Origin of the sequence: Klebsiella sp. (assembly GCF_027492335.1) — a bacterium.
Taxonomy (GTDB): domain Bacteria; phylum Pseudomonadota; class Gammaproteobacteria; order Enterobacterales; family Enterobacteriaceae; genus Klebsiella; species Klebsiella huaxiensis.
Genome location: NZ_JAPUEW010000100.1, coordinates 68,751 through 88,290 on the forward strand (window position 1 = coordinate 68,751; position 19,540 = coordinate 88,290).

19 protein-coding genes are annotated in these 19,540 nt (G+C 52.8%); 8 read left to right on the top strand and 11 right to left on the bottom strand.

Features of this window, described 5'->3' with window-relative positions; all coding sequences use genetic code 11:
- Positions 1 to 102: 102 nt before the first annotated feature.
- The 4 genes from rhaS (QVF11_RS28300) to rhaB all read right to left on the bottom strand — a co-directional run bounded on the left by rhaS (QVF11_RS28300) (position 103) and on the right by rhaB (position 4,828).
- The gene (gene rhaS, locus QVF11_RS28300; protein WP_287861159.1) at positions 103 to 1,089 is read right to left on the bottom strand and encodes a rhamnose ABC transporter substrate-binding protein; all 987 of its coding nucleotides are present in this window, start codon (positions 1,087 to 1,089) and stop codon (positions 103 to 105) included.
- An 81-nt stretch (positions 1,090 to 1,170) separates the two neighbouring features.
- Positions 1,171 to 2,001: a rhamnulose-1-phosphate aldolase gene (gene rhaD, locus QVF11_RS28305; RefSeq protein WP_142512760.1), complete on the bottom strand. Its 831-nt coding sequence runs from the start codon at positions 1,999 to 2,001 to the stop codon at positions 1,171 to 1,173.
- A 104-nt stretch (positions 2,002 to 2,105) separates the two neighbouring features.
- Positions 2,106 to 3,365, bottom strand: coding sequence for an L-rhamnose isomerase (gene rhaA, locus QVF11_RS28310; protein WP_142512761.1), 1,260 nt, complete (start codon positions 3,363 to 3,365; stop codon positions 2,106 to 2,108).
- Entirely contained in the window at positions 3,362 to 4,828 is a 1,467-nt protein-coding gene (gene rhaB, locus QVF11_RS28315) for a rhamnulokinase (RefSeq protein ID WP_287861162.1), read from the bottom strand. The genes rhaA and rhaB overlap by 4 nt, the downstream gene beginning before the upstream one ends.
- Before the next feature lie 311 nt (positions 4,829 to 5,139).
- Between rhaB and rhaS (QVF11_RS28320) the strand changes: the two genes are divergently transcribed.
- From rhaS (QVF11_RS28320) to QVF11_RS28330, 3 genes are all read left to right on the top strand, one after another.
- Positions 5,140 to 5,976, top strand: a complete 837-nt coding sequence (gene rhaS / locus QVF11_RS28320; protein ID WP_112216328.1) for an HTH-type transcriptional activator RhaS — start codon at positions 5,140 to 5,142, stop codon at positions 5,974 to 5,976.
- A gap of 73 nt (positions 5,977 to 6,049) precedes the next feature.
- On the top strand, positions 6,050 to 6,901 hold the full coding sequence (gene rhaR / locus QVF11_RS28325; RefSeq protein ID WP_112216329.1) for an HTH-type transcriptional activator RhaR: 852 nt from the start codon (positions 6,050 to 6,052) through the stop codon (positions 6,899 to 6,901).
- A gap of 447 nt (positions 6,902 to 7,348) precedes the next feature.
- On the top strand, positions 7,349 to 8,020 hold the full coding sequence (locus QVF11_RS28330) for an oligogalacturonate-specific porin KdgM family protein (RefSeq protein ID WP_462346287.1): 672 nt from the start codon (positions 7,349 to 7,351) through the stop codon (positions 8,018 to 8,020).
- A 124-nt stretch (positions 8,021 to 8,144) separates the two neighbouring features.
- Here the strand turns inward: QVF11_RS28330 and QVF11_RS28335 are convergent, their stop codons facing one another.
- The 4 genes from QVF11_RS28335 to rhaT form a co-directional block, all read right to left on the bottom strand.
- Positions 8,145 to 9,449, bottom strand: coding sequence for a TRAP transporter large permease (locus QVF11_RS28335; protein WP_112216331.1), 1,305 nt, complete (start codon positions 9,447 to 9,449; stop codon positions 8,145 to 8,147).
- Positions 9,442 to 9,945 (bottom strand): TRAP transporter small permease, encoded by a 504-nt coding sequence (locus QVF11_RS28340; protein ID WP_112216332.1) that lies wholly within the window; start codon positions 9,943 to 9,945, stop codon positions 9,442 to 9,444. The genes QVF11_RS28335 and QVF11_RS28340 overlap by 8 nt, the downstream gene beginning before the upstream one ends.
- Before the next feature lie 14 nt (positions 9,946 to 9,959).
- The gene (locus QVF11_RS28345; RefSeq protein WP_376767684.1) at positions 9,960 to 10,919 is read right to left on the bottom strand and encodes a TRAP transporter substrate-binding protein; all 960 of its coding nucleotides are present in this window, start codon (positions 10,917 to 10,919) and stop codon (positions 9,960 to 9,962) included.
- Positions 10,920 to 11,181: 262 nt separating this feature from the next.
- On the bottom strand, positions 11,182 to 12,216 hold the full coding sequence (rhaT, locus tag QVF11_RS28350) for an L-rhamnose/proton symporter RhaT (protein WP_110276138.1): 1,035 nt from the start codon (positions 12,214 to 12,216) through the stop codon (positions 11,182 to 11,184).
- A gap of 291 nt (positions 12,217 to 12,507) precedes the next feature.
- On the opposite strand from rhaT, the gene sodA reads away from it, so the two are divergent.
- Together sodA and yiiM are read left to right on the top strand one after the other, a co-directional pair.
- On the top strand, positions 12,508 to 13,128 hold the full coding sequence (gene sodA / locus QVF11_RS28355) for a superoxide dismutase [Mn] (protein WP_110276139.1): 621 nt from the start codon (positions 12,508 to 12,510) through the stop codon (positions 13,126 to 13,128).
- Positions 13,129 to 13,199: 71 nt separating this feature from the next.
- Positions 13,200 to 13,874 carry a 6-hydroxyaminopurine reductase gene (yiiM, locus tag QVF11_RS28360; protein WP_142514971.1) on the top strand — a complete coding sequence of 225 codons (675 nt, stop codon included), beginning with the start codon at positions 13,200 to 13,202 and terminating at the stop codon, positions 13,872 to 13,874.
- Positions 13,875 to 14,027: 153 nt separating this feature from the next.
- On the opposite strand, the gene cpxA is transcribed toward yiiM, so the two are convergent.
- Positions 14,028 to 15,401: an envelope stress sensor histidine kinase CpxA gene (gene cpxA / locus QVF11_RS28365; protein ID WP_112216335.1), complete on the bottom strand. Its 1,374-nt coding sequence runs from the start codon at positions 15,399 to 15,401 to the stop codon at positions 14,028 to 14,030.
- Positions 15,398 to 16,096, bottom strand: coding sequence for an envelope stress response regulator transcription factor CpxR (cpxR, locus tag QVF11_RS28370; RefSeq protein WP_110276144.1), 699 nt, complete (start codon positions 16,094 to 16,096; stop codon positions 15,398 to 15,400). The genes cpxA and cpxR overlap by 4 nt, the downstream gene beginning before the upstream one ends.
- A 149-nt stretch (positions 16,097 to 16,245) precedes the next feature.
- Between cpxR and cpxP the strand changes: the two genes are divergently transcribed.
- The 3 genes from cpxP (at position 16,246) to pfkA (ending at position 18,970) form a co-directional block, all read left to right on the top strand.
- Positions 16,246 to 16,749: a cell-envelope stress modulator CpxP gene (gene cpxP / locus QVF11_RS28375; protein WP_112216336.1), complete on the top strand. Its 504-nt coding sequence runs from the start codon at positions 16,246 to 16,248 to the stop codon at positions 16,747 to 16,749.
- A gap of 158 nt (positions 16,750 to 16,907) precedes the next feature.
- On the top strand, positions 16,908 to 17,804 hold the full coding sequence (gene fieF, locus QVF11_RS28380; RefSeq protein ID WP_112216337.1) for a CDF family cation-efflux transporter FieF: 897 nt from the start codon (positions 16,908 to 16,910) through the stop codon (positions 17,802 to 17,804).
- Positions 17,805 to 18,007: 203 nt separating this feature from the next.
- Positions 18,008 to 18,970, top strand: a complete 963-nt coding sequence (pfkA, locus tag QVF11_RS28385; RefSeq protein WP_112216338.1) for a 6-phosphofructokinase — start codon at positions 18,008 to 18,010, stop codon at positions 18,968 to 18,970.
- Between the two features lie 62 nt (positions 18,971 to 19,032).
- On the opposite strand, the gene rraA is transcribed toward pfkA, so the two are convergent.
- A complete protein-coding gene (rraA, locus tag QVF11_RS28390) occupies positions 19,033 to 19,518 on the bottom strand; it encodes a ribonuclease E activity regulator RraA (protein WP_112216339.1) in 486 nt (161 codons plus the stop codon).
- Positions 19,519 to 19,540 lie beyond the last annotated feature (22 nt).

The following is a 19,540-nucleotide window of genomic DNA, read 5'->3' on the forward strand; positions in this document are numbered from 1 at the left end:
TTCTCCGTAAAATCGCCCCTCACCCTAACCCTCTCCCCAAAGGGGCTAGGGAATGGTTAGCGCCCCTCCCTTTGGGAGAGGGCCGGGGTGAGGGAGCAGGGATTAGAAAATCTTCGAGAACTTATCGATGTTGCCGGCATCGTAGACGAACGGTTCGGCCATCGCGCCGTTACCGTCGGCATCCAGCTTCACTTTGCCCAGTTTGCCCATATTGGCTTCAGTTTTGGTCGCTGTGCCTTTGACTAAATCATCCGCCAGGTAAGTGGCGGCGTAGCCGAGGTCAATCGGGTTCCAGATGGCGAAGCTTTTGCTGGCGCCGGACTTAATCGCCCCGGCCATTTCCGACGGCAGCCCCAGCCCGGTCACGTACACCTTGCCGATTTTGCCCTGGTCCTTCACCGCCTGTGCGGCGGCAACGATCCCCACAGATGAAGGCGAGACGATCACTTTCAGGTCCGGATATGACTTCAGCAGGCCCACCGCTTCGCGATAGCTTTTATCGGACAGATCGTCACCGTAGGCGACGGTCACCAGATTGACGGACGGGTACTGCGGCAGCACCTTTTTCATCTCCGCAATCCAGATGTTCTGGTTAGTAGAGGTGGGCGTGGCGCTTAAAATCGCCACATCGCCTTTTTCAACGTTCAGCGCTTTCAGCGCATCGGCGGCGAGCTTGACGTTGGTTTCGCCAATCAAGGCGTTGTTGGACGGATTCAGGTGGATCTGGCGGCCCGCAGGCGCGACGCCGGAGTCCCAGGAGACCACTTTAATGCCGCGCTGCATCGCTTTTTTCAGCACCGGCACCACGGCGTCGGGATCGTTAGCGGAAATCGCGATCGCATCCACCCCCTGGGCGATCAATCCATTCAGCACTTCGATCTGCGCTTCGGCCGTGGTGGTGGTCGGGCCGGTATAGATAACTTTTACATCGCCTAACTCTTTGGCCGCCTCCTGCGCGCCGACGTTCGCTGCTTCGAAGAATCCATTTCCCAATGATTTTGCCACGAGGGCAATTTTAACTTCAGCTAAAGCGGAACCGGACAACGCCATGGCGGCAACGGTGAGGATCAAGCTTGTCTTTATTTTCATTGCTTTTACTCCACATGAGTCAGTTTTGTAGGGTTTGCAGGTGATGTTTCGCCCCGTCTCGGTGAGCGGGGCGCGATGTTGTTATTGATAAAGGTCTAACGCGGACTGCATTGGTTGAACATTGAAGCGTTTGCCAAGGGCGACCAGCTCTTCACGGGTGATGGTTTGTTTCATACCGCCCATTGAATAGACTTTCACCAGCACTTCGGCAGATTTCTCGGCGGTGTCGATCAGGCCGAAGGTTTCGTCCAGATTAGGGCCACTGCCGAAGACGCCGTGGAACGGCCATAGCACCAGCGAGTGTTGCTGCATGGCCTCGGCGGTGGCCTGGCCGATTTCGTCAGTGCCCGGCACCATCCACGGTAAAATGCCGACGCCGTCCGGGAATACCACCAGGCATTCGGTGCTGCCTTCCCACAGTTTGCGGGTGAACAGATCGCTGTTGTTTTCCAGCACGTAGGTCAGGGCGATCAGGTTGGTGGCATGGCAATGCATGATCACCCGATCTTTGCCGTTGGTTAGCTTGATGCGCTCGCTGTGCGACAGGAAGTGCGCTGGCAGCTCGGAGGTCGGTACCGCATCGTGAGTCAGGCCCCACAGAATATGGTATCCCGCGCCGTCGCTGTCGACTTTTACTACGCCGAGGTTAGCGGCCGGGTCGAGCTGGACGTTGCGGAAGAATTTGCCGGAACCGGTCACGATAAACGGCTGGTTAGCCAGCGTCGGCATCGGCTGGCTCAGGGCGATATAGCGCGGTTTAGCGTGGAAATCCGCTGCATAAGGTTCGATATCCGCTTCATCGAGGCGCAGCGTCAGATTGCCGCCGTTGCGCTCGTCCCAGCCTTTCAGCCAGGCGTCGGAAGTGGCTTTAATCATGCCCTGGACGAACCAGGAGTCAGTAATGGTCTGCATAGTCTTGTGTTTCCTGTTAATTCGGTGCGGGGTTAGCCCCTCACCGTAAATACGTGCGAGTCCCCGGGTAAGCCGTCAGCCGCGACCCGGGGAAAGTCCAGTGTTTACCCGCGCTGGCTCAGAACTGCATTCTCGTAAGCCCGGACGTTATCCAGCCACTGGCTGCCTGCTGGCGTATCGTGACGCTGGCAGTACATCTCCCAGATGGCCTGCCACGGCAGACATTTCTGCTCTTCCAGCAGCGCCAGACGGGCGGTGTAATCGCCATCGAGTTCCAGCTGGCGCAGCTGTGCGGTCGGCTCCAGCAGAGCGCGCAGCAGCGCTTTCTTCATATTGCGAGTACCAATCACCCACGCAGCGATGCGGTTGATCGAGGCATCGAAGAAATCGAGACCGATATGCACGCGGTCGAACAGATCGTGACGGATAATTTCGCTGGCGATGGCCTGAGTTTCGTCATCCAGCAGCACCACGTGGTCGCTGTCCCAGCGTACCGGGCGGCTGACGTGCAGCAGCAAGCGTGGGATATAGAGCATCGCGGCGGATATTTTGTCGGAGATCACTTCCGTCGGGTGGAAGTGGCCGGCATCCAGGCACAGGGCGGTCTGGCGGCTGGTGGCGTAACCCATATAGAACTCATTGGAGCCGACGGTGTAGCTCTCTGCGCCAATACCGAACAGCTTGCTCTCCACGGCGTCGATGTGATGCGCTGGGTCGAATTTTTCACTGATCACTTCATCAAGCGCATTCAGCAGACGCTGACGCGGAGCGAAACGGTCAACGGTGATATCTTTCATGCCGTCAGGGATCCAGATATTCATCACCGACGGTGTGCCCAGCTGCTCGCCGAAATACGCGGAAACGCGGCGGCTGGCCTTGCAGTGATCGATCCAGAACTGGCGGATTTCATCGTTGGCGTGCGACAGCGTAAAGCCGTCGGCGCTCAGTGGGTGCGAGAAGCAGGAGGGGTTAAAATCCAGCCCCAGCTTGTTGGCTTTCGCCCACTCGACCCAGTTTTTAAAGTGCTCCGGTTTGATTTCATTACGCGGTACCGGCGTTTCGGATTCCAGATAGAGCGCGTGCAGGTTCAGGCGTTTTGGCCCTGGAATCAGGCTCAGCGCCTGCTCAAGGTCAGCGCGCAGCTCGGTGGCGTTACGCGCTTTGCCCGGATAGTTACCGGTGGCCTGAATACCGCCGGTCAGGCTCCCTTCCGGGTTTTCAAAACCGACGACGTCATCGCCCTGCCAGCAGTGCATGGAAACAGGCAAGCGGTCCAGCTGGCGCAAGGCCTCCTCGACGTCCACGCCGATGCTGGCGTAGCGCTGTTTGGCAATTTCCCAGGCTTGTTCAAGTTGAGTGGTCATGCGCAAAGCTCCTTGGTCTGTTGTGGCTGAAACTGCGCGACGAAGCGGGCAATTTCACTTTCAGGATTAGGGGTAAAGGTGGTGAGGGCGTAGTTTTGCCTCACCACCTGACGGAATTCATCGACGTTATGCAGCTCGTCGAGGGTCATTAACTGGATGCCGATGTTGCCCAGCGTAGAGGCCTCAATGGGGCCAGCGACCACGGTGATGCCGCAGGCATCGGCGCACAGCTGGTTAAGCAGTTCGTTCTGGCAGCCGCCGCCGACGATATGCAACTGACTGAATGGCTGGTCGCGAAGCGCCGACAGTTCGTTGAGCACCCGGGCGTAGAGCAGCGCTAAGCTGTCGAAAATGCAGCGCGCCAGTTCGGCATCGCTGGCAGGAACCGGCTGCCCGGATTCGCGGCAGGCGGCCTGAATTTCAGCGCTCATGTTGTCCGGGTTGATAAAGCGGTCGTCGTTGCAATCAATAACGAAACGGCAGGCTGGGAGCGCCGCGGTGCGGGCGATCAGCGCCGACAGGTCACCGACGTTTTGCTCTTTCAGCACCCGCTGGAGCAGCCACAGGCCCATAATATTTTTCAGTACCCGATAGCGACCTTCAGCCCCGCCTTCGTTGGTGATGTTGGCCTTTAGCGCCTCATCGCTGGTGCAGGGGGTTTTGCTTTCAAAGCCCATTAGCGACCAGGTGCCGGAAGAGAGATAAGCGGCGTTTTTGTTGGCTAACGGTGAGGCGATAACCGCGCTGGCGGTATCGTGGCTGGCGACGGCAACTACCGGAATATGATTTCCCTGCGGGCAAATCCAGTGGCCGATAACGTTGCCCGGGTGCGTCGGCGTACCGAACCATTCGCGCGGCGCGCCAGTCCAGTTCAGCAGCTCTTCATCCCAGTTATCGCTATTGATATTGACCAGCTGTGTGGTGGTGGCGTTGGTGTATTCCCAGTTCATTTTGCCGGTCAGGCGAAAGCTAAGGTAGTCCGGGATCAGCAGCGCGTGCGCGGCCTGGCTGACCAGCTCCGGCTGCTGTTCAACCAGCGCGCGAAGCTGATAAAGGGTGTTAAACGGCAGAAACTGAATACCGCTGCGGCGATAGATATCTGCACGTCCCATCTGCTCTTCGGCATGGCGCATCAGGCCCTGAGTGCGGGAGTCGCGATAGGAAACCGGCAGGCCGACTCGCTGGCCCTGTTTATCCAGCAGAACATAATCCACGCCCCAGGTATCAATGCCGATGCTATCGATCAGGATGCCCTGTTCGCATACTTTCACCAGGCCGCAGCGAATTTCATTTTCCAGGCTATCGATATCCCAGCAGTCGAAGCCATCTACCTTCTGTAGGCTATTGGTAAAGCGGTGAATTTCGCGCAGCGCCAGCGTTTGCTGCCCGGGTTCATAACTGGCGAGCATCACCCGCCCGCTGGAGGCGCCTAAATCAACCGCAACACAATGACGAAAACTCATGGGAAGATCCTTGTGAAAATCATTGCAAGCAGTCTAAAAAAGTTACGTCTGACTCACCTTCTTGTTACTGACAGGGAAAATTCGCCGCTGGCAAGAAAGCAAAGGTGACCGTGAGGGAGGTCACAGTTTCGTTTGATCAGTGGCTCACTGAGGGATGTGATGTTGTCCGCAGTTCCCGATCTTTCCCGTCATTTCTTGAAAAAGCGGCAGGCTTTACGAACTTTGTAGTCAAAAATTGAAGGCCGGATTGCCGACCCTTAATTACTATTTGCACCACTGATTGATAATTTTTCTCATTTCGAGGAGCGGCTATGACCATGTTGCACAGTGTGGATTTCTTCAAGTCCGGCGTTTCTGCTGTTGCCATTGAACCGCGGCTCCCGCAATCGGCCTTTCCTGAGCATCATCATGATTTTCATGAAATTGTTATCGTCGAACACGGTACGGGAATTCATGTTTTCAACGGTCAGCCCTACACCATCAGCGGCGGGTCGGTCTGTTTTATTCGCGATCACGATCGCCATCTCTACGAGCACACGGATAATTTATGCCTGACCAATGTGCTTTATCGCGCGCCGGACGCGTTTCGTTTTTTGTCCGGTCTGCACGAACTGCTGCCGCAGGAGCAGGAGGGGAATTACCTCTCACACTGGCGAGTTAACCAAAGCGCGTTGCAGCAGGTTCGCCAGATTGTTGGCCAGATGGAAAACGTTGGTGCGGATTTGGACATGCATTCCATCGCCAGCCGCGAGATTTTCTTTATGCAGTTGCTGGTGCTACTGCGTAAAAGCAGCCTTGCTGAAGGAATCGCCGATAACGATGCGCGGTTGAATCACCTGATGGCCTGGCTGGAAGATCATTTTGCCGAAGATGTCTGCTGGGAAGAGGTGGCGGCGCAGTTTTCGCTGTCCCTGCGCACTCTGCACCGCCAGTTAAAACAGCAAACTGGCCTGACGCCGCAACGCTATCTGAACCGGGTGCGGTTGATGAAAGCCCGCCATCTGCTACGACATAGCGATGATAGCGTGACGGATATCGCGTATCGCTGTGGTTTTGGCGATAGTAACCACTTTTCGACGCTTTTTCGCCGGGAGTTTGACTGGTCCCCGCGCGATATTCGCCAGGGGCGCGACGCGATTCTTCAGTAACGCGAGAGCAGTCAACGTATTAACAGGCATAAACGCGAATAATGATTCGTTTTTTCGCGTCTGGAGTTGATGAGTGGCAGGTCAGTTGATTCTTCGCAAAAATGAATTTTTTGCTTCCCCCGCTCAGGCGGTGGCGGTGGCGGATCGCTATCCGCAAAACGTCTTCGCCGAACACACTCATGAATTTTGTGAACTGGTGCTGGTGTGGCGGGGAAACGGCCTGCACGTCCTTAACGATCGCCCGTGGCGCATAACCCGCGGCGATTTGTTCTATATCCGCGCCGAAGACAAACACTCCTACGCCTCGGTGAACGATCTCGTCCTGCAAAACGTCATTTATTGCCCGGACCGGTTACGGCTTAATTTTGACTGGGCGGCACATATTCCCGGCCTGTTCGGTACGCCGTGGGTCCCGCACTGGCGAATTGGCAGCAGCGGCATGGCTCAGGTCCGGCAGGTGATTACCCAACTTGAGCACGAGAGTAGCCGTAGCGATGCGCAGGCCAATGATATGGCCGAACTGCTGTTTGCTCAACTGGTGCTTATCCTCCAGCGTTATCGCTATGCCACCGATAATCTGGCAGCAACTCAGAGCGAGGCACTGCTCGATAAGCTGCTTACCGAACTGGCGGGTAGCCTGAACCGCCCTTTTTTTCTGGATAAATTTTGTGAGCGGGAAGGGTGCAGTGAACGCGCGCTACGCCAGCAGTTTCGTCAGCAGACGGGAATGACCATCAACCACTATTTGCGCCAGCTGCGGATTTGCCACGCTCAGTATCTGTTACAGCATACGGAACGACTGATTGGCGAAGTGGCGATGCAGTGCGGCTTTGAAGACAGTAACTACTTTTCGGTGGTGTTTAACCGTGAGATTGGCATGACGCCTGGGCAGTGGCGGCAGCGCAGTCGAGCGGCGGTACTGTAAATACCATTCTTAGCTCTCGTCACTTTTTTCTCCCATTACCTTCTTTGCTTTCTTTTTAAATACTTTATTATTTTTTGTGTGCATATAATTCTAAAGAAAACCTTCTATTAATGGACATGGAGTTAACAAAGCTGGCAATAATGAGAAGTTCTTCTTTTTATTTATTTATCAAATACATGATTTGGTTGTATTATGAATTTTTATAATCCTTCAAAATCATAGATTTAAATTTAATTTAACTCTTTTAATATTTATCGGATAAATATCAAAGCGCTCTTTTTATATTTTATGCTTATGGTGTAAGAATATTAAATTATGTAACCTTGAGCCTAATCGCATTTTATAATTAAAAAAATAACTGATATTGAAACATCGTTTCGTATTGATTATCTTATTTGTTGAGCTTTGATTTAAATACTTCTCTGCAAATTTTATATGGATATTTTTATGAAAAAAGCGCTTTTATTACTGCTACCTCTTACTGTAAGTAGTGCTCATGCTGTATATGTAGATGTACGTCATGAATATCTTGATGATAGCAAGGCTAACTATGACCGTGCTTACATATCACATCGATTTAATAATGGTTTTGGTTTTGCCATTGAGGCTATTTCAAAGTCTGGTGGTGATGATGCCGATAGAGCTTTCAATGATATGGAGACTCAGGGTAACGAATATACCGCCAGCTATCAGTTTAAAGCGGGAGATGTTGCCTGGCAGCCTGGGTTTGTTCTGGAAACAGGAAACGGCTACTCCAACTATAAACCTTACCTGCGAGCAACCTGGACCCTTAATGAGAGCTGGTGGTTAGGTGCTCGCTATCGTTTCGAATATGTTCGTCGCTCTTCTGATTCTCGTGAGGATGATACTGTTAATCGTATGGATGCCTGGGCTGGATATAAATGGAATAATTTCGACTGGACGCTGGAAGGGATTTATAAAAGAGCGGACAAATATAACCAATTTAATAACGGCAAGGATAACTATGAGATGAATTTCCGTACGGCATATATTATCGAACAGTGGTCTCCATTTATAGAAGTCGGTAATGTTTCGGTACGCAGTACAACAGATGAACGACAGACACGTTTCCGCGTGGGTATTGGTTATACTTTCTGATTTTTTGAGTTACATTATTTATTTTCCCTTCTTTTCGGCCATCAGTGATTGATGGCCGTTTTTTTCTTATTAAAAAATAAAGCCGCCTTCGACAGAAGGCGGATGGTTTTGCTTACGCGTTATATTACATTACGCCCAGTAGACGCGGCAGGAATAATGTTATTTCTGGCAGGTAAGTAATGAGTAACAGAATACCAACGATGGAGATATAAAAAGGGATGAGAGGCTTAATTACTTCTTCAACCTTCACTTTACCGACGCTGGCCCCGACATATAATCCACTACCCACCGGGGGTGTGATAGTACCGATAGCCAGGTTATAGATCATGATGATACCGAAGTGTACCGGGTCGACGCCAAGTTTGACCATAATCGGCAGCAGAATCGGGGTAAAAATCAGAATTGCCGGGCCAATATCCATAAACGCACCGATGATCAGCAGGAAGACGGTGACCACCAGCAAAATAACCTCTTTGCTTTCAGATATACCCAGAATCATCTGGCTGAGAGCGGTTGGAATATTGGTTATCGACATAGAGAAGGACATGGCTGACGAGGTAGCCAGCAGGAACATAATCACCCCAGTCATCACTACCGTTTGAATCAGTATGGTTGGCATATCTTTCAGGGATAGCGTCCGGTAGCACAGGGTCAGTAACAATGTGTAGACCACCGCAATTGCCGATGCTTCAATTGCGGTAAAAATACCCTGCACGATTCCGCCGACAATAATCACGATCAGCAACAGGCTTGGTACTGCTTCAAGAGTAACCTTTAGCGCCATACCCTTCTGAACGGTAAAAAATACGCGGTAGTTATTTCGTTTCGCCACAACCCAGGTGACGATCATGCAACCGACCCCCCATAACACCCCCGCGACCATACCCCCGGCGAATAACGCGGCGATCGACGTCCCGCCGCTGGCCAGTGCATAGAGAATAAAAGCGGTGGTTGGCGGGATCAGCATCCCGGTTGGTGCGGAGGCGATATTGGCCGCGGAAGCAAAGGCGCGGCTATAGCCTTCTTTCGCGCTCATCGGCACCATGACGCCACCGATTGAGGTGGACGCAGCGATTGCTGAGCCGGAAATAGCGCCGAACATCATATTACCGACGATGTTGGTATAAGTTAATGAGCCAGGCAGACGACCGGTGAAGAGTTTAGCGAAGTTGACCAAGCGAGTGGCGATTCCGCCGCTATTCATAATGACGCCAGAAAGAACAAAAAATGGGACTGCCAGCAGCGCGAAACTATCGAGACTGGAGAACATTTTCTGCGCGGTGGCGAACATTGAAATATCGAACGGTAAGACCAACATCATCGTACTGCAGGAGGCAATAACGATACAGATCCCAATGGGCGCGCCCATCGCGAGTAAGACAATGAACACACCAAGTAATGTCAGGGAGGCGGAAATTGGATCAATCATGATGATTCTCCACGAGCAATGAGGAGGCACGGATGGCGCGTAGTGTGTCGAAGATGTTCATTAAGCTGTAAATAATGATCAAAACGCCCGCTATGGGAAGTGCGTAATAAACTTTGCCCATTGGAATCCCCAGCGCCGGGGATACCTGAAGCATGGAGATAGCGGAAATTTTCAGTCCGCCAATAATCAGTATCCACGCAGAGAACGCCATGAATGTTAATTGCAAAACGATAGTCCACCAGTGGCGCACGTTTGCCGAGACCTTATCGATCAGTAGAGTCAGACTGATGTGCTGCTGTTTACCGGCAACATAGGCCATGCCGAGCATGGAAATCCAAACCAGCATAAAACGCAGCAGCTCTTCGGTAATGGTACTGGGACGTCCCACAAGATAGCGACTAATAACCTGCCAGCACGACACCACCACCATAATGGTCAGTACCAGACAACAGACAATTTCGAGCAGCCTGTCGAGTCCTTTTCTGAAGTTTTCCATAACATTTCCCATAATTATCTGGATTTAGCGGATTGAATTTTTTGATAAAGCGAGTACAGCTCTGCGCGAGTTTTTAACTCGTCATAAATAGGCTGCACTGCTTGTTGAAAAGGCTTCTGATCCACATCGAAAAATTCGACCTTGAAATCGTTGACTGCCGACTGTTTCGTCTTTTCGATCTCCGCATCCCAGGCCATTTTTTCAAATTCAATTGATGCTTTTATCGCCTCGCCAATGACTTTTTGTTGCTCTGGCGTCAACTTTTTCAGCGTCAATGAACTCATCAATAAAATATCGGGAATACGGGTATGCATATCGTAGGTGTAATAACGGGCAACTTCTCCGTGTCGGGCAATGGTGAGGGCGAATTCGTTGTTTTCTGCGCCATCCAGAATACCCTGTTGCAGAGAGGTATAAACTTCCGCCTGACTCATGGCGATGGGTGAGGCTCCCAAAAGTTTGAGTGTTTTAATGGCGGTTTCGCTCTGCATAACGCGGATCTTTTTTCCCTTCAGATCGTCGAGGTTGCGGATCGGTCCTTTGCTCATGTAGAAGTTGCGTGCGCCGGAGTCGAACCAGCCGACGCCTATAAATCCCTGGGCGGCGGTAGATTGATAGACTTCCTGCATCACCAGAGGATCGTCCATCACTTTGTAATACTCTTGCGGGTTGGCAAACAGGTAAGGTAATGAGAACACGCCGTACATCGGCGAGAAGCTTTCCATAAGGCCGGAAGAGACTTTGGTAATATCCACCACGCCAACCTGGGTAAGCTCAACCAGCTCGCGTTCACCGCCAAGTTGGCCGTCCGGGAAGTACATAACTTTCACTTCACCGTGGGTTTTGTCCTCAATTTGTTGACCAAGAAAACGTAATGCATCTTTTACCGGCTGGCTGTTTTCCGCATAAGCCAGGCGCAGAATCGTCTCCGCTTGCGCTCCTTGAGGCAGCAACAGCAGACTGGCCAAAAGCATCCCAAATATCCGTATTAATTTCATTTTGTCCTCGCTATCAATGAATTCTGAGGGCGAAATTACGCGGTTATCAGCTATAAGACCTTTGGTTTATTGCCACGATGCGCTAAAAGTGGCAATCGTGACGGGGTAAATGAGGAGGAGATCAAAATGCAGTTTTTTTCGGATTCTATAAAGGTAAAACGCAGGTGATTTTTATTAGGAACTGTGTTTCAAGTTATCGCTTGAAGCGGCAGCACAATCGCACTGCCGCCTGATGAAGCTAGTTCGCCATCCCCAGGCCGACGATGTTTGCAGCGATGATAATCACCACGCAGCCGAGGCTCAGTACGCCAACCGGGCGACGGCCAGCGTTTTTCCACTCTTTCAGCACCAGGCCAACCAGCCCGCCGCACAAGACATAGAAGCTCATATGCAGCATCCAGCTCATGTAGTCGTATTGTGCCGGAATGCTGGCGTGGCCCCAGGCGTAGAAGAAGAACTGCAGGTACCACATCAGGCCGCCTAATGCGGAAAGCAGGATATTGCTGATGATGAGCGGCTTCGCCAGCGAGAAGTCGGCTTTGATCGACAAGTTTTTCACTTTGGCCAGGCGAATAAAGCAGAAGCCGAGGTTGACCAGCGCACCGCCGCCCATAATCACCACGTAGCTTGGCAGCGCGGTGTAGAGTGGGTCAACGCCGAGCGCGGCGGCGGCTTCATGCATCGGTTTTGCGGCGTTCATCGCAAAGGACATGCCGGCCGAGAAAATGCCGCACATTACCGCCAGTACCAGCCCCTTTTTCAGGTTGAAGTCTTCGGCTTTGATGCCCATTTTGCGCTCTTTGAGCTGGCCTGCGCGAGTGACTATCCCCACGCCAATCACCGCAACCAGCACGCCGAGCAGCGTCATTTGGCCGCCTTTAGTGTTAATTAAGACATCGAATTGACCGTTGAGGATTGGGGTCATTAGCGTGCCGACAATCAACGTAATGCCAATGGCGATACCGATCCCCATCGACATGCCGAGATAGCGCATGGTCAAGCCGTAGTTGATATTGCCGATACCCCACATTGCGCCGAACAGGAACACCGGCAGGAGCGTGGAGGCATTAAAGGAGCCGTAGTAGGCCCAAAAATCAGGGAGCAGCATGGCGCTGATGGCCCAGGGGAGTATCAGCCATGAGACAATCCCGCCGATAGACCACATGGTTTCCCAGGACCAATGTTTAACTTTCTTGAACGGGGCATAGAAACAGGCTGCACTGGCTGCACCTATCAAATGCCAAAAAATACCCATCGTAATCGCGTGATTCATTGATTCTATCCTCATCTATTTTTTATCGGATAAATCATTTTCCGACCCGATGAGTGTAAAAATCGGTCAGTTTTACTGCCTTCAGCCTGTTGCCACATAACATCCTTCTTTGGCAACCAGAAGCTTAATTCGTTGTTCTACATCACAAAACCACGTGTATAACCGTCTGTTATAACCTTATTAAAAATACGGCATTGATAAGCGTTTTCAATATCATTTAATTAACTATAATGAACCAACTGCTTACGCGGCATTAACACCTTCCGCCGCTCGACAATAATGGAGATGATTATGAGTTATACACTGCCAGCCCTGCCGTACGCTTATGACGCCCTGGAACCGCATTTTGACAAGCAGACGATGGAAATCCATCACACTAAACACCACCAGGCCTACGTTAACAATGCCAACGCTGCGCTGGAAAGCCTGCCGGAATTCGCTAGCCTGTCTGCTGAAGAACTGATCACCAAACTGGATCAGCTGCCGGCTGACAAAAAAACCGTTCTGCGTAACAACGCTGGCGGCCATGCTAACCACAGCCTGTTCTGGAAAGGCCTGAAAACCGGTACTACGCTGCAGGGCGACCTGAAAGCGGCTATCGAGCGCGATTTCGGTTCCGTTGATAACTTCAAAGCGGAATTTGAAAAAGCGGCTGCTACCCGTTTCGGCTCCGGTTGGGCGTGGCTGGTGCTCAAAGGCGATAAGCTGGCTGTGGTTTCTACAGCGAACCAGGATTCCCCGCTGATGGGCGAAGCTATCTCTGGTGCTTCCGGTTTCCCAATTGTGGGTCTGGACGTGTGGGAACACGCTTACTACCTGAAATTCCAGAACCGTCGCCCGGACTACATCAAAGCGTTCTGGGACGTGGTTAACTGGGACGAAGCCGCAGCGCGTTTTGCCGCCAAAAAATAAGGTTGCATTGTGCTGAGCGAGAAGCGAGTCTGATGGCTCGCTTTTTTTATGTCCGCAGCAAGGAGCAGCAGATGCACTATCCGCTAAATGTCTACATTGGGCGCATTCGCGACTATCCCGGCAGCCGCCCGAGCGCAATAAGCAAAATTCAGGTCGATGGTGAATTAACCCTCGGCGATCTCGGCCTTGAGGGCGATGAGCAGGCGGAGAAGAAAATTCACGGCGGGCCGGACCGCGCGCTGTGCCACTATCCGCGTGAACATTATGCCCACTGGGCTCGCGAGCTGCCTCAGCAGGCGGACCTGTTCTGCGCCCCGGCGTTTGGTGAGAACCTCTCGACCGAGGGGCTTACGGAGCAAAACGTCTTTATTGGCGATATCTTCCGTTGGGGAGAGGCACTGATTCAGGTGACGCAGCCGCGTTCACCGTGCTTCAAACTCAACTATCACTTTGCTGTTAGCGATATGGCGCAGCTGATGCAAAACAGCGGTAAAACCGGCTGGCTGTATCGTGTCGTAGCGGGTGGGCAGGTATCCGGCGATGAGCCGCTGGAGCTGGTTTCCCGACTAAGCGATGTTAGCGTGCACGAGGCTGGCGCGATCGCCTGGTCTATGCCGTTTGATGATGAACAGTACCACCGCCTGCTATCGGCGGCGGGGCTGTCAGTGAGCTGGAGCCGTACCATGCAGAAACGGCGTTTAAGCGGGCAGATCGAAGACAACTCCAGGAGATTGTGGGGGAAATGATTTCCCCGGATGGCGGCGGTGAACCGTAGCCCGGGCAGGCGCCTGGCGCCGCCCCCGGGAGCATAGCGCAAGGTGGCATAATTTCCCGGAAGCGGTGCTGGCGCACCTGTCCGGGCTACCTATCCTTGCTACTCTGCAGCCGGGAGAAACTCATCAGGTGCGTTTGTATAGCGGCAGCCAGATGGTTAAGCGCAAGCCGCCCAGCGGGCTGTCGTCGGCTTTCACCCAACCGCGATGCTGTTGAACCGCAGCTTCAACAATCGCCAGCCCCAGGCCGGTACCGCCAGACTCGCGATCGCGCGCCTCGTCGGTCCGGTAAAACGGACGGAAAATCTGTTCGCGATCTTCCGGACTGACGCCCGGACCATCGTCATCGACGTTCACCGTAATCCCGTCTTTATCCACCGAGAAGCTCACTGAAATCTTCGTATGCGAGTAGCGCAACGCGTTACGCACGATGTTTTCCAGCGCGCTTTCCAGCGCATTGGGGTTACCGTACAGCGGCCACGGCCCTGGCGGATACTCCACAGTGAACGATTTCCCTACCTGCTCGGCTTCAAATGCGGCGTTATCCAGCACTTCACCCCAAAGCTGATTAGCTTTTACCGTCTCGCTGACCAACGCGTTGTTAGCCTGATTACGCGACATCACCAGTAGATCGTTGATCATGCTGTCCAGCCGGTGCGCTTCCATTTCGATGCGCTCCAGTTCTTTGCTCTCCCCACTGCGGCGGCGCAGCAATGCGGTGCCTAACTGCAGGCGCGTCAACGGCGTGCGCAGCTCGTGGGAGATGTCGGACAGCAGACGATGCTGGCTGGTCATCATGCGTTCCAGCGCGGTCACCATCTGGTTAAAGCTGGTCCCGGCGGCTAAAAACTCCTGCGGGCCGGCTTCCAGTTCCGGATGTTGACGCAAGTTGCCCTGGGCGACTTCATCGGCGGCGTTTTTCAGCTTACGCGCGGGCTTAGCCAGACTCCATGCGAGCCATAGCAGCAACGGGGCGCTGACTAACATTGTAACGATCAGCAGCAATAACGGCCGGTCAAAGAGCAGGTTGATAAAGTCTGATTGCGACGTGTTGGCAGGGCGGATCAGATAGAGCTGGTAGTTATCTTCGCCATCCCGCACGGAAAAGGGCCCGACCATTTCCAGACGACCATAGCGCTTTTTCTGCGGATGGTCGGCGTTATCCGCCTGGCCGATAAAGTTGCGGATGATCTGCATCTCGTTGCGTTCAGCACCAATAACGCGTCCTTCGCTGGTCACCAGCAGCAAGCGCTGGCCCGGCGGAGCCCACTTATCGATGGCACGAAACAGACGACGCCACCACATCAGGTCGTTCGGCGGATCGTTCGCCAGCTCGGCCTCGACGTGTTGTTCAATCATGATGCCCTGACGTTGCTCGCTCTCCAGCAGCTCGGTCATCTGGCGCGAGTCCAGCTTGGGCAGCATCAGAACCAGCATCAACACCAATGCCAGCGTGAGCCAGAAAATAGCGAAGATGCGTGCGGTTAAACTTCCAATCATGAAGCCGATACCATCAGATAGCCGCGTCCGCGCAGAGTTTTAAACCACGGATGGCCGTCTTTGCGCTCTGGCAGCTTACGCCGCAAGTTGGATATGTGCATATCGATAGCGCGGTCAAATGGCGTTAGACGTTTGCCCAGTACTTCCTGGCTCAAGTGCTCACGCGACACGACCTGGCCGAGATGCTGCGCCAGCAGGTAGAGCAGAGTGAACTCGGTGCCAGTCAGTTCCAGAGTCTGTCCATCGAAGCTGGCTTCCTGGCGACCCGGGTTAAGGCTTAGGGCATCCACTTCCAGCGTCGGCGAACCGGCTTCGGTCACTTGCTGCTGCTCGCTCCAGTGGGAACGGCGCAGAATAGCGCGTATACGCGCCACCAGCTCGCGATCGTTGAACGGCTTAGGCAAATAATCATCCGCGCCCAGCTCAAGGCCAAGAACGCGATCCAGCTCGCTACCGCGGGCCGTTAGCATGATAACCGGGGTCTGGTGTGTCTGACGCAACTCTTTGAGCGTATCGATACCGTTTTTCTTCGGCATCATCACATCAAGCAAAAGTAAATCGACGCTGTCGTCAAGAAGGGCCAGTGCCTGTTCCCCGTCATGGGCAACAAGCACATTAAAACCTTCCATATCGAGCAGCTCTTTTAACAGGGAGGTGAGCTCCCGGTCATCATCTACTAACAGGATTTTATTCATTGTTTAAATACCTCCGAGGCAGAAATTACGTCATCAAGGCCCGCTAATCCATGACTTTACGTTGTTTTACACCCCCTGACGCATGTTTGCAGCCTGCATCGTAAACTGTCTCTCGTTGAATCGCGACACAAACGTTTTGGGAGTATGTGATGCGCAATGTTATCGCTGCCGTCATGGCCTCAACGCTGGTGCTAAGTGCATATAGCCAGGCTGCTGAAGTCGTCACCAGCGTTAACTGGCTACCCGGAGATGTCGGGGCCCAGCGCAGCGGCCAGAGCCATATGTTTGACGGCATAAGTTTAACCGAACACCAACGACAGCAGTTACGTGATCTTATGCACCGGGCACGCCACGACAGGTTACCCGTTAATGTTAGCGAAATGGAGACAATGCATAGCCTTGTCACCGCAGAAAAATTTGATGAAAACGCTGTACGCGCTCAGGCAGATAAGATGGCGCAAGAACAGGTTGCCCGCCAGGTTGAAATGGCAAAAGTTCGCAACCAGATGTACCACCTGTTAACGCCAGAGCAGCAAGCGGTTTTAAACGCTAAGCACCAGCAACGAATGGATCAGTTGCGTGAGGTTGCAAGGATGCAAAAAGGCTCAGCGATGATGCTTTCCAGTAGTAGCAATACCCTGCAACCCCAGTAACAAACCCTGTTTTCCTTGCCATAGACACCATCCCTGTCTTCCCCCACATGATGTGGGGGTTTTTTTTGCCTGTTATTCGGCCAAATGGCCTCTCCCTTGCTCCCCGTCCCGGCAAAAGATCGGGTTATACTAAGCGCATCGCGAAGTAAGGAGCGTTTATGAATCAATCCTATGGGCAGTTAGTCAGCCGCGCGGCGATTGCGGCGACGGTGATGGCCTCTGCGTTACTTTTGATCAAGATTTTTGCGTGGTGGTATACCGGCTCAGTGAGTATTCTGGCGGCGTTGGTTGATTCGTTAGTCGATATTGCCGCCTCGTTAACCAATCTGTTAGTCGTGCGTTATTCGCTACAACCTGCCGATGAAGAACATACCTTTGGCCATGGTAAGGCGGAGTCGCTGGCCGCGCTGGCACAAAGTATGTTTATTTCCGGCTCGGCATTATTTCTGTTTCTGACCGGCATCCAGCACCTGGTGCGCCCTGAACCGATGCAGGCCGCGGGGGTCGGGATGATTGTGACGCTCATTGCGTTGATAAGTACTCTGGTACTGGTAACGTTCCAGCGCTGGGTAGTGAGAAAAACCCAAAGTCAGGCAGTACGGGCGGATATGCTTCATTATCAGTCTGATGTTATGATGAACGGCGCAATTCTGGTGGCGCTCGGTCTCTCCTGGTATGGCTGGCACCGTGCCGATGCGCTGTTTGCATTGGGCATTGGCGTCTATATTTTATATAGCGCTCTGCGCATGGCTTATGACGCCGTCCAGTCGTTATTAGACCGTGCTCTTCCTGATGAGGAACGCCAGGACATTATCAATATCGTGACCGCATGGCCAGGAGTCAGCGGAGCACACGATCTACGAACGCGGCAGTCAGGGCCGACTCGCTTTATTCAGATACATTTGGAAATGGAAGATAATCTCCCGCTGGTTCAGGCTCATGTGATTGCCGACCAGGTGGAGCAGGCGATTCTGCACCGTTTTCCGGGTTCTGATGTGATTATTCATCAGGATCCGTGCTCTGTGGTGCCGTTAGCACAGCAGGGTGTTTTATGAGCTTTCGGTTATAGTCTGTAAACTCGATGTAAAAATGTGGGGCGGATCGGCATTATTTGTATAAATTACCGCCATTTGGTCTGACCTGAATCAATTCAGCCAGAAGCGTTTGATATACTATTGCAATTATCGATGGGCACTCCTGGTGAGGGGGCGCTTCAGGCAACAGGATTATTTTTTGCTTCCTAAGTTCAGAGGTAGTCATGATTAAGAAAATCGGTGTGTTGACAAGTGGCGGTGATGCGCCGGGCATGAACGCAGCAATTCGTGGCGTTGTGCGCGCGGCATTAACGGAAGGTCTGGAAGTTTTTGGAATCTATGACGGTTACCTCGGCCTGTATGAAGATCGTATGGTTCAGCTCGACCGCTATAGCGTTTCCGACATGATCAACCGTGGCGGCACCTTCCTGGGTTCGGCGCGCTTCCCGGAATTCCGCGAAGAACATATTCGCGCAGTTGCTCTTGAGAATATGAAAAAACGCGGCCTGGATGCGCTGGTCGTTATCGGTGGTGACGGTTCTTATATGGGGGCTGTGCGCCTGACTGAAATGGGTTTCCCATGCATCGGTTTGCCGGGCACTATCGACAACGATATTAAAGGTACTGACTACACTATCGGTTTCTTTACTGCGCTGAGCACCGTTGTTGAGGCGATTGACCGCCTGCGTGATACTTCTTCCTCTCACCAACGTATTTCCGTTGTTGAAGTTATGGGCCGTTACTGCGGTGACCTGACCCTGGCAGCAGCAATCTCCGGCGGCTGTGAATTCGTCATGGTTCCTGAAGTTGACTACACCCGTGATGATCTGGTGACAGAAATTAAAGCCGGTATCGCCAAAGGGAAAAAACACGCTATCGTGGCCATTACTGAACATATGTGCGATATCCACGAACTGGCTGAGTACATTGAGAAAGAGACCGGCCGTGAAACTCGCGCAACCGTACTGGGCCACATTCAGCGCGGCGGCTCCCCGGTTCCTTATGACCGTATTCTGGCATCCCGTATGGGCGCGTACGCCATTGACCTGCTGCTGCAGGGCTTCGGTGGCCGCTGCGTCGGTATTCAGAACGAGAAGCTGGTGCACCACGACATTATCGACGCTATCGAAAACATGAAGCGTCCGTTCAAAAGCGACTGGCTGGATTGCGCTAAAAAGCTGTACTAAGTTTTCCGGCGCAAACAAAAAAGCCTTCTCAGAGAGAAGGCTTTTTTTATGGGCGGAGGAAGCTACTCAATATCCAGTGGATCTTCGGAGAGGATAATCCCGGTATTATCGGCGTAGAGATGATCACCAGAGAAGAAGGTGACGCCGCCGAAGTTAACGCGAACGTCGCTTTCGCCGATGCCTTCGCCTGCGGCTCCTACTGGAATGGCGGCCAACGCCTGAATGCCGATATCCAGCTCTTCAAGGTCGTCAACCTGGCGCACGGCACCATAGACGACCAGCCCTTCCCATTCGTTTTGCACGGCCAGACGCGCCAGGTCGGCGTCGATTAATGCGCGTCGAACGGAACCACCGCCATCGATTAACAGGATATGACCACGGCCGTTCTGCTCAAGCATATCGTAGAGCAACCCGTTATCCTCGAAACATTTCACCGTGATGATTTGTCCACCAAACGACGACCGCCCCCCAAAGTTGGAGAACAGAGGTTCCACGACGTTGACATCCTCCTGGTAGATGTCACAAAGCTCGGAAGTATCGTATTTCATAGGCTTAACGTTCAGTTGCTGC

What these genes read in the sequence shown, in the direction of transcription:
- rhaS (WP_287861159.1), bottom strand. Translation starts at nt 1,089, where the DNA reads ATGAAAATAAAGACAAGCTTGATCCTCACCGTTGCCGCCATGGCGTTG.
- rhaD (WP_142512760.1), bottom strand. Translation starts at nt 2,001, where the DNA reads ATGCAGACCATTACTGACTCCTGGTTCGTCCAGGGCATGATTAAAGCC.
- rhaA (WP_142512761.1), bottom strand. Translation starts at nt 3,365, where the DNA reads ATGACCACTCAACTTGAACAAGCCTGGGAAATTGCCAAACAGCGCTAC.
- rhaB (WP_287861162.1), bottom strand. Translation starts at nt 4,828, where the DNA reads ATGAGTTTTCGTCATTGTGTTGCGGTTGATTTAGGCGCCTCCAGCGGG.
- rhaS (WP_112216328.1), top strand. Translation starts at nt 5,140, where the DNA reads ATGACCATGTTGCACAGTGTGGATTTCTTCAAGTCCGGCGTTTCTGCT.
- QVF11_RS28330 (WP_462346287.1), top strand. Translation starts at nt 7,349, where the DNA reads ATGAAAAAAGCGCTTTTATTACTGCTACCTCTTACTGTAAGTAGTGCT.
- QVF11_RS28335 (WP_112216331.1), bottom strand. Translation starts at nt 9,449, where the DNA reads ATGATTGATCCAATTTCCGCCTCCCTGACATTACTTGGTGTGTTCATT.
- QVF11_RS28340 (WP_112216332.1), bottom strand. Translation starts at nt 9,945, where the DNA reads ATGGAAAACTTCAGAAAAGGACTCGACAGGCTGCTCGAAATTGTCTGT.
- QVF11_RS28345 (WP_376767684.1), bottom strand. Translation starts at nt 10,919, where the DNA reads ATGCTTTTGGCCAGTCTGCTGTTGCTGCCTCAAGGAGCGCAAGCGGAG.
- rhaT (WP_110276138.1), bottom strand. Translation starts at nt 12,216, where the DNA reads ATGAATCACGCGATTACGATGGGTATTTTTTGGCATTTGATAGGTGCA.
- sodA (WP_110276139.1), top strand. Translation starts at nt 12,508, where the DNA reads ATGAGTTATACACTGCCAGCCCTGCCGTACGCTTATGACGCCCTGGAA.
- yiiM (WP_142514971.1), top strand. Translation starts at nt 13,200, where the DNA reads ATGCACTATCCGCTAAATGTCTACATTGGGCGCATTCGCGACTATCCC.
- cpxA (WP_112216335.1), bottom strand. Translation starts at nt 15,401, where the DNA reads ATGATTGGAAGTTTAACCGCACGCATCTTCGCTATTTTCTGGCTCACG.
- cpxR (WP_110276144.1), bottom strand. Translation starts at nt 16,096, where the DNA reads ATGAATAAAATCCTGTTAGTAGATGATGACCGGGAGCTCACCTCCCTG.
- cpxP (WP_112216336.1), top strand. Translation starts at nt 16,246, where the DNA reads ATGCGCAATGTTATCGCTGCCGTCATGGCCTCAACGCTGGTGCTAAGT.
- fieF (WP_112216337.1), top strand. Translation starts at nt 16,908, where the DNA reads ATGAATCAATCCTATGGGCAGTTAGTCAGCCGCGCGGCGATTGCGGCG.
- pfkA (WP_112216338.1), top strand. Translation starts at nt 18,008, where the DNA reads ATGATTAAGAAAATCGGTGTGTTGACAAGTGGCGGTGATGCGCCGGGC.
- rraA (WP_112216339.1), bottom strand. Translation starts at nt 19,518, where the DNA reads ATGAAATACGATACTTCCGAGCTTTGTGACATCTACCAGGAGGATGTC.